We start from the raw sequence: 7384 nt of genomic DNA, 5'->3' as shown, positions 1-7384 counted from the left end.
AGTTTCCCTTGCAACTTCAACCACTTGCGCTTCCGATCTCTCGTTAGCGGGAGGCGAATTCTACAGCGTTAGTCGCTGCTGTCAACACCTCTTTTTCTCCGCTTTCGACCGAGAAGATCGAACCGTCAATAAGGCGACAACATCATGCCCTACCAACTCCTTCTGGCTTCGATGAGCTGAAGCGTAACCGCTGTCGAAAACTGCGTAACTCGTTGTTTACCAAGGAGTTTTCCGTTTCGACTGCGCCGGAAGTGGGGCGAATTATAGACGTCCAGAATCTGCCGTCAACCTCTAATTTGGCTTTTCTATCAATAGCTTGCAGAAAGCCGGAAAACCGCCCGTTTTCCTTCTTATAGAGGAGAGCAAAACCACTCCTTCTATATAGAAGAGGACTTCAGAGCACCCCCGCCTCTTTGAAAGCAGCGACTGCACCGGCATCCAGACCCAATACCCGCTGCAAAACCTCCAGCGTGTGCTCACCCAATAAAGGAGGTGCGCTACGGTACTCCACTGGCGTCTCGGACAGGCGTATCGGGCTCGCAACTTGAGGTACGATCCCGGCCAAAGCATGAGGCAGCTCAATAGCCAACCCTCGAGCCTGAACCTGAGGGTCGGCAAACACCTGGGCCAAATCATTGATCGGCCCACACGGCACGCCTGCCTGCTCCAACTGCGTCACCCATTCAGCAGTGGTCTTGAACACGGTCGCCTGGCGGATCAGCGGGATCAGCACCGCCCGATTTGCCACCCTTAACTTATTGGTCGCAAAACGCGGATCATCCGCCCACTGCGGCTGCCCGGCCACCTCCGCAAATTTGCGGAACTGCCCATCATTACCCACGGTAAGGATGAAGTCGCCATCGGCTGTAGGGAAGTCCTGATAAGGCACGATATTCGGATGGGCGTTGCCCAGGCGCTTAGGCGCAATGCCCGTAGTCAGGTAGTTCATCGCCTGGTTCGCCAGACACGCCACCTGAACGTCCAGCAATGCCATATCAATGTGCTGACCGCCGCCACCATGATCCCGATGAGCCAGCGCAGCCAGGATCGCTACCGTTGAATAGAGCCCAGTCAGAATGTCTGTCAGCGCCACGCCAACTTTCACCGGGCCTGCACCTTCATCTCCTTCGGGGCGACCGGTCAAACTCATCAGACCGCCCAAGCCCTGGATCATGAAGTCATAACCCGCACGCTTGGCATACGGGCCGGTCTGACCGAACCCGGTGATCGAGCAATAGATCAGCTTCGGATTGGCCACCTTTAGCGACTCGTAGTCCAGCCCATATGCCGCAAGACCACCGACCTTGAAGTTCTCGATGAGGATATCCGACTTCGCCGCCAACTCACGCACCAGCCGCTGCCCCTCTGGTCGCGTGAAGTCGATGGTCACCGATTGCTTGTTGCGGTTGGCGGACAAGTAATAGGCCGCTTCGCTGGTGTTCTCGCCATAAGCGTCCTTAAGGAACGGAGGCCCCCAGGCACGCGTGTCATCGCCATTACCCGGGCGCTCGACCTTGATGACGTCAGCGCCAAGGTCCGCAAGAATCTGCCCGGCCCAAGGCCCGGCGAGCACCCGCGACAAATCCAGTACCCGTAGATGCGAAAGCGCGCCCATGGCCGTTCTCCTATTAATAGAACGCCTGGAGGCCGGTCTGCGCGCGACCGAGGATCAGCGCATGGACGTCATGCGTACCTTCATAGGTATTCACCACTTCCAGGTTGACCAGGTGGCGAGCCACACCGAACTCATCGGAGATACCGTTGCCACCCAGCATGTCGCGCGCCATGCGGGCGATGTCGAGGGACTTGCCGCAGGAGTTGCGCTTCATCATCGAAGTGATCTCGACCGCAGCAGTACCTTCATCTTTCATACGCCCCAGACGCAGGCAGCCTTGCAGCGCCAGAGTGATTTCGGTCTGCATGTCGGCCAGCTTCTTCTGAATCAACTGAGTGGCCGCCAATGGACGACCAAACTGCTGACGATCCAGGGTGTACTGGCGAGCGGTGTGCCAGCAGAACTCGGCAGCGCCCAATGCCCCCCAGGAGATGCCGTAACGCGCCGAGTTAAGGCAGGTAAAAGGGCCCTTCAAACCACGGACATCCGGGAAAATGTTCTCTTCAGGAACAAACACGTTATCCATGACGATCTCGCCGGTGATGGATGCTCGCAAGCCGACCTTGCCGTGAATCGCCGGAGCGCTCAGACCTTTCCAGCCCTTCTCGAGCACAAAGCCACGAATGTCACCCGCATCGTCCTTGGCCCAAACCACGAATACATCAGCGATCGGACTGTTGGTGATCCACATCTTGCTGCCGGTGAGGCTGTAGCCACCTTCCACTTTGCGTGCACGCGTAATCATCGCGCCCGGGTCGGAGCCGTGGTTGGGCTCGGTCAGACCGAAGCAACCAATCCATTCACCCGTGGCCAGCTTCGGCAGGTATTTCTGCTTCTGTGCTTCGGTGCCGAATTCATTGATCGGAACCATGACCAGCGAAGACTGCACACTCATCATCGAGCGATAGCCGGAGTCGACACGCTCGACCTCACGGGCAATCAGGCCGTAGCTGACATAGTTCAGGCCGCTGCCACCGTATTGCTCAGGGATGGTCGCACCCAGCAGACCCACCTCACCCATCTCACGGAAGATCGCCGGGTCAGTCTTCTCGTGACGGAAAGCTTCGAGAACACGCGGTGCGAGCTTCTGCTGAGCGAACTGCTCGGCCGTGTCGCGAATCATGCGTTCTTCTTCAGTGAGCTGTTGATCCAGCAACAGGGGATCGATCCAGTTGAAGCTAGCTTTACCGCCCATGAGTGAGTCCTCTCGAATCGGGTCAAATAACGTGGATTGATCCTAGGCCGGGTTCGTCGTCCCGGCAAACGAGGTTTTCGCATACTGTTGTGCTAATTTCTCACTTCGAAACGTTGCAAAATCGCCTTTATGCAATGCATTAGTGAGGTTGACGTACATGCGCAGGAAGATCCCCAGCACAACAGCCCTGATCAGCTTTGAAGCGGCAGCGCGCCACGAGAGCTTTACCAAGGCTGCCCAGGAGCTTTCTCTCACTCAGGGAGCGATTTGCCGACAGATCGCCAGCCTCGAGGAGTTCCTCAATGTCGAGCTGTTCCGGCGCTCACGGCGCGGAGTGAAGCTGACAGAAGCCGGGCTTTCCTACAGCCGCAGGGTGGCCACCCAACTCGACGCGGTTGAACGGGACACCTTGTCAGTGATGGGCCAGCAAGGCGCCAACTCGATCGAACTGGCGGTGGTTCCGACCTTCGGCACTCAGTGGCTGCTGCCACGACTCAAGGATTTCCAGCACAAACACCCGGAGGTGACGGTCAACCTCACCAACCGTACGCGCCCCTTCCTGTTTGCCGACACCGACTTCGATGCCGCCATTTATTTCGGCGACGCGGACTGGCCAGGTACCGAATCCCACAGGTTAATGGGCGAGAACCCGATGCCGGTGTGCAGCCCCACGCTGCTGGGCCAAAAAACCAACCTGAGCCCCGGTGAAATCGCCGAGCTGCCCTTGCTACAACAGACCACTCGCCCTTATGCCTGGCGCCAATGGTTCAACTCCCAGAACCTGAATATCCCGCGAGACATGACAGGGCCGCGTTACGAGCTATTCTCCATGCTCGCCCAGGCAGCGATGCATGACATGGGGATCGCGCTGATTCCGCCATTCCTGATTCAGCGCGAATTAGCAGAGAAGCGTCTGGTCATTGCCAATACCCAAGCACTATCGAGCATCAAGGCCTACTACCTGATGATTCCTGATCGAAAGGTCGAATCAGCCTCTTTAAAGGCATTTCGCGATTGGCTGGTGAATCAGGCACACAGCTACAACCTAGAAGGATAAAGGCTCATAGCCATTAGCTGACCGCGTAGTCAGCAAAACAAAAGCACTACAGATATAAGTATTTGTCGCATATTGACAGACTGTACCGACAAACAGCACAAACGTCCCACAAGCGTTTGAGTACGTGGCTTTGAGCCTCTATTGGCAGGCAATGACAACCTATTCACCGTGCGGATGTGTAAATTCTTGAATTTTGGCAAAAATCCTTAGAAGCCACGGCCTGCAAGGGATTTAACGGAAAGGTGCGACATTCGGTCACGGGGTGACTTGTAGTTAATTTTCCGTCACCCGTCATAATCCCTTGAAGGGCACAAAGTTCGCCTGCAAAATGCCGCGCCCCGCCCTGATTTGGTGGGGTCGTGCTGATCGGCCGCCCCAGCCGCACCATCCGAAGTGCCTGGGTTTACTCAATAAGATCACGCAGGAGATTTGACGTGCACATTGGTGTTCCTCTCGAAACCCAGACGGGTGAAACACGGGTTGCTGCAACCCCGGAAACCATCAAGAAGCTGATCGGCCAGGGTCATAAGGTCACTGTACAAAGCGGCGCCGGCATTAACGCCAGCGTTGTCGACAGTGCTTATGAAGCGGCAGGCGCAACCATTGGCAGCGCCAACGATGCGTTTGGTGCCGAGCTGATTCTCAAGGTGGTCGCCCCCAGCGACAGCGAACTGACGCTGATCAAGAGCGGCACCGTAGTGGTCGGCATGCTCAACCCGTTCAGCAATGAAACCATCGCCAAACTGGCCGAATGCGGCATTACCGCGTTTGCGCTGGAAGCTGCGCCACGCACCTCCCGCGCCCAGAGCCTGGATGTGCTGTCCTCCCAAGCGAACATCGCCGGCTATAAATCCGTGCTGCTGGCCGCTCACTACTACCCACGCTTCATGCCGATGTTGATGACCGCCGCGGGCACTGTGAAAGCGGCGCGCGTGCTGATTCTCGGTGCCGGTGTGGCCGGTTTGCAGGCGATTGCCACGGCAAAACGTCTGGGTGCCGTGATCGAAGCGTCCGATGTGCGTCCTGCGGTGAAGGAGCAAATTGAATCCCTGGGTGCGAAATTCGTCGACGTGCCGTACGAAACCGATGAAGAGCGCGAATGCGCCGTCGGCGTCGGCGGCTATGCGCGCCCCATGCCGGCCAGCTGGATGCAGCGTCAGGCCCTGGCCGTACACGAACGCGCCAAGCAGGCTGACATCGTCATCACCACGGCACTGATCCCGGGTCGCAAGGCGCCGACGCTGCTCAGCGCCGAAACCGTGGCGCAGATGAAGCCAGGCTCGGTGGTTGTCGACCTCGCCGCAGCGCAGGGCGGCAACTGCCCGCTGACCGTGGCGGACCAGGTCGTGGTCTCGAATGGCGTGACCATTGTCGGCCCGACCAATCTGGCCGGTGCGGTGGCGGCAGACGCTTCGGCGCTGTACGCACGCAACCTGCTGGACTTCCTGAAGCTGGTCTTCAACAAGGAAGGCCAGTTCGAAGTGAACCTAGAAGACGACATCGTCGCCGCGTGCCTGATGTGCCGCGACGGCCAAGTCATCCGCAAAAACGCCTAAGCAGGGATTCAGACGATGGAAGAGCTTATCTCCCCCGGTATCTACAACCTGATCATCTTCGTGCTGGCGATTTATGTCGGTTATCACGTGGTCTGGAACGTTACACCTGCACTGCACACGCCATTGATGGCGGTGACCAACGCCATTTCGGCGATTGTGATCGTCGGCGCGATGCTGGCGGCTGCTTTGACCGTAACACCATTGGGCAAAACCATGGGCACCCTGGCGGTGGCTCTGGCGGCCGTGAACGTGTTCGGTGGTTTCCTGGTCACCCGTCGCATGCTTGAGATGTTCAAGAAAAAAGCCCCGAAAGCCGTAAAAGAAGAGGCGCCCAAGTAATGAGCATGAACCTGGTAACGACGCTGTACCTGATCGCGTCGATCTGCTTCATCCAGGCCCTCAAAGGCCTGTCGCACCCGACCACGTCGCGGCGCGGCAACGTGTACGGCATGCTCGGCATGGCCTTGGCGATCCTCACCACCATCGGTCTCATCTATAAGCTGGCGGCGCTCTCCATTGAGCAAGGCGGTGCTACCGCCGGCATCGGCTACGTCATCGTCGGTCTGCTGGCCGGCGGTACCGCCGGTTCGATCATGGCCAAGCGCGTTGAAATGACCAAAATGCCGGAGCTGGTCGCCTTCATGCACAGCATGATCGGTCTGGCAGCGGTGTTCATCGCCATTGCAGCCGTCGTCGAGCCGCAGTCGTTGGGCATCGTTAAACATCTGGGCGATTCGATTCCGGCGGGTAACCGTCTGGAGCTGTTCCTCGGCGCGGCCATCGGTGCAATCACCTTCTCCGGTTCGGTGATCGCGTTTGGCAAGCTGTCGGGCAAGTACAAGTTCCGCCTGTTCCAGGGCGCACCAGTACAGTTCAGCGGTCAGCACAAACTGAACCTGCTGCTGGGTCTGGCGACGCTGGCACTGGGTGTCACGTTCATGCTGACCGGCAACTTCAGCGCCTTTGCCCTGATGCTGATCCTGGCCTTCGTGATGGGCGTGCTGATCATCATCCCGATCGGCGGCGCCGACATGCCCGTCGTGGTGTCGATGCTCAACAGCTACTCCGGCTGGGCGGCAGCGGGTATCGGCTTCTCGCTGAACAACTCGATGCTGATCATTGCCGGCTCGCTGGTGGGCTCAAGCGGTGCGATCCTCTCGTACATCATGTGCAAGGCGATGAACCGTTCGTTCTTCAACGTACTGCTCGGCGGCTTCGGCAACACCGCGGATGCTGGCCCGGCGGGCTCCAAAGAAGCCCGTCCAGTGAAATCCGGTTCGGCTGATGACGCCACCTTCCTGCTGACCAACGCCGACACCGTGATCATCGTTCCAGGCTATGGCCTGGCGGTAGCACGGGCGCAGCACGCCTTGAAAGAGCTGACCGAGAAACTGAGCCACCGCGGCGTAACCGTGAAGTATGCGATTCACCCGGTTGCCGGCCGGATGCCTGGCCACATGAACGTATTGCTGGCCGAGGCCGAAGTGCCTTACGACCAGGTGTTCGAGATGGAAGACATCAACTCCGAGTTCGGCCAGGCCGACGTGGTGCTGGTGCTCGGCGCCAACGACGTGGTGAACCCGGCAGCCAAGAACGACCCGAAATCGCCGATTGCCGGCATGCCGATTCTCGAAGCGTTCAAGGCCAAGACCATCATCGTCAACAAGCGCTCGATGGCCAGCGGCTATGCCGGCCTGGACAACGAGTTGTTCTATCTGGACAAGACCATGATGGTTTTCGGCGACGCCAAGAAAGTCATCGAAGACATGGTTAAAGCCGTCGAGTAAAAACCTTCGGCAACCTGAACGCCCCGACTCGTCGGGGCGTTTTTGTTTGCGTCTGTTACCGATCCTGCAAAGGTGTTTTGCTTGAAAGCACCGGAATAGACGCCTCGAATGCGACCTTGGTAGCGGGACGGGCACCGCTCGAATTCACTAGACTGCGCATCTTGCTTCCGCTGC

At 58.2% G+C, this 7384-nt stretch carries 6 protein-coding genes; 4 read left to right on the top strand and 2 right to left on the bottom strand.

Translation table 11 applies throughout. The features are described 5' to 3' along the window. Positions 1 to 394: 394 nt before the first annotated feature. Both F475_RS03695 and F475_RS03690 read right to left on the bottom strand, forming a co-directional pair. Positions 395 to 1615: a CaiB/BaiF CoA-transferase family protein gene (locus F475_RS03695; protein ID WP_111453142.1), complete on the bottom strand. Its 1221-nt coding sequence runs from the start codon at positions 1613 to 1615 to the stop codon at positions 395 to 397. A 13-nt stretch (positions 1616 to 1628) separates the two neighbouring features. Beyond that, positions 1629 to 2810: an acyl-CoA dehydrogenase gene (locus F475_RS03690; RefSeq protein ID WP_018927226.1), complete on the bottom strand. Its 1182-nt coding sequence runs from the start codon at positions 2808 to 2810 to the stop codon at positions 1629 to 1631. A gap of 157 nt (positions 2811 to 2967) precedes the next feature. On the opposite strand from F475_RS03690, the gene F475_RS03685 reads away from it, so the two are divergent. From F475_RS03685 to F475_RS03670, 4 genes are all read left to right on the top strand, one after another. Further along, positions 2968 to 3867 carry a LysR family transcriptional regulator gene (locus F475_RS03685; protein WP_018927227.1) on the top strand — a complete coding sequence of 300 codons (900 nt, stop codon included), beginning with the start codon at positions 2968 to 2970 and terminating at the stop codon, positions 3865 to 3867. Positions 3868 to 4301: 434 nt separating this feature from the next. Further along, positions 4302 to 5423: a Re/Si-specific NAD(P)(+) transhydrogenase subunit alpha gene (locus F475_RS03680; RefSeq protein WP_018927228.1), complete on the top strand. Its 1122-nt coding sequence runs from the start codon at positions 4302 to 4304 to the stop codon at positions 5421 to 5423. 15 nt (positions 5424 to 5438) lie between these two features. Further along, a complete protein-coding gene (locus F475_RS03675) occupies positions 5439 to 5762 on the top strand; it encodes an NAD(P) transhydrogenase subunit alpha (protein WP_003187010.1) in 324 nt (107 codons plus the stop codon). Next, positions 5762 to 7210: an NAD(P)(+) transhydrogenase (Re/Si-specific) subunit beta gene (locus tag F475_RS03670; protein ID WP_018927229.1), complete on the top strand. Its 1449-nt coding sequence runs from the start codon at positions 5762 to 5764 to the stop codon at positions 7208 to 7210. The genes F475_RS03675 and F475_RS03670 overlap by 1 nt, the downstream gene beginning before the upstream one ends. The last annotated feature ends 174 nt before the right edge of the window (positions 7211 to 7384 follow it).

Origin of the sequence: Pseudomonas sp. URMO17WK12:I6, assembly GCF_003253625.1 — a bacterium.
Lineage (GTDB): Bacteria > Pseudomonadota > Gammaproteobacteria > Pseudomonadales > Pseudomonadaceae > Aquipseudomonas.
This window is presented reverse-complemented; position numbering and strand designations above follow the sequence as displayed.